Here is a 1324-nt window from a genome sequence, read left to right as displayed (position 1 = left end):
AGTTTTAAAGTTTATTCCTTTGCCTTCTAATTTTTGTCTTACTATACTTTCAAAGCCGTTGGTTATTCCTCCTAACAACATCTTTCCACCTAAGGCTTCGCCTACTCCAAAAGGTCCAAATATTGCTCCAGAGAATGCTCCTACAAAGGATTCTCGTCTTCCAGCTGCCATATAAGAGGAAATATCACTTACCTCTCCTCTTTGTTTATCTGATATTGCTTGACTTAATACTGCAGTTGTTCCTACTACTGCTGCATTTTAGCCCTTACCATGCCACCTTTCGGTGTTAAATTTGTTTTCTATTCTCAACTTTTGTTAATTACTACTTTAATCTAAATCCTAAAAACCAGCTACCGCTCATGCTTTCGCATGTTTTAATACAAAAACAGGAATTGGTTGCTTTTATGATTCCAATTCCTGCTGTTTTATTTCTGTTAATTACATTTTTTATATCTTTACCTGATATCTCGGCATAAATTACTAATAATTTCTATTTAATAACAATTCATTGAAGAAACTGGAATGAACATTAGTAAATTTTGTTTTATATTGTCACTAATTTAATAACTGTGTGTTTCGCAATTAGATTGGATTATCTGGATATTTCTCAATATATTTTTTTATTAATTCTTTTGATTTAATATCTTCAGGGATTTCATTTAAATATTTGTATTCCCAAATTATTAATTGATCACTAAAACTATAATCGGTATTAACCCAATCAGTATAATCAAAGTGCACTTTTAGTTTTCCTGTTCTCTCTAGCATTAATGTAAATGAATACCATAATTCTTGTTCCTCATTTTTAAAGATTTCCCTCATTCTTTTTACTAATGCATATAGTTTTCTATCATTTGCTTCAAATTCTTTTTCATCAATATTATATTCATAAGGAATTTCTAAACTATACTTGTACCCTTCAACATCAGATTCAGGTTTATAAAAGAAATAAGTTCCTCCACCTGTCTCTGATATCTGAGCATAAAAGTAAAATTTACTCCAATTCTCTGGTATCATCTCATTAACTGTTTCAGCAATTTCTCTATATAAACCATTTAATTTTTTTTCCATATATCTCAACCTCCTGCTTGATTCTCAATTGTTCTCTTAATCAGCTTTTTCCCTTCAATCTTATAAACTACCTTAAAGGAATCTGGTCTTAATGAATTGCCAGAATATATAGGTTCTATTTTTACAGAAACTTTTTTTGGTGGTATTTCTTTCAATGCATCCGCCCACTCAGTCTCCATCTTATACCATTCACCACCAGAACGATTAATTTGGCTATTTTGAGCAACAAGATTATCAATATCACCCGAACCAT

Annotated in this window: 2 protein-coding genes; both read right to left on the bottom strand. The window is 30.8% G+C overall.

The features are described 5' to 3' along the window. Nucleotides 1–582 precede the first annotated feature (582 nt). Nucleotides 583–1071 (bottom strand): antitoxin YezG family protein, encoded by a 489-nt coding sequence (locus OIO11_RS11685; protein WP_268071648.1) that lies wholly within the window; start codon nt 1069–1071, stop codon nt 583–585. A gap of 5 nt (nt 1072–1076) precedes the next feature. After that, nucleotides 1077–1324: DNA/RNA non-specific endonuclease (locus OIO11_RS11680; RefSeq protein ID WP_268071647.1), on the bottom strand; the 248-nt coding region annotated here is incomplete at its 5' end.

Source organism: Clostridium sp. ZS2-4, from assembly GCF_026719745.1.
Taxonomy (GTDB): domain Bacteria; phylum Bacillota; class Clostridia; order Clostridiales; family Clostridiaceae; genus Clostridium_H.
The sequence above is the reverse complement of the archived record's forward strand: the minus strand, read 5'-3'. Positions and strand labels throughout refer to the sequence as shown.

Excerpts from the sequence above, each read along its gene's own strand:
- OIO11_RS11685 (WP_268071648.1), bottom strand. The coding sequence starts at position 1,071 with ATGGAAAAAAAATTAAATGGTTTATATAGAGAAATTGCTGAAACAGTT.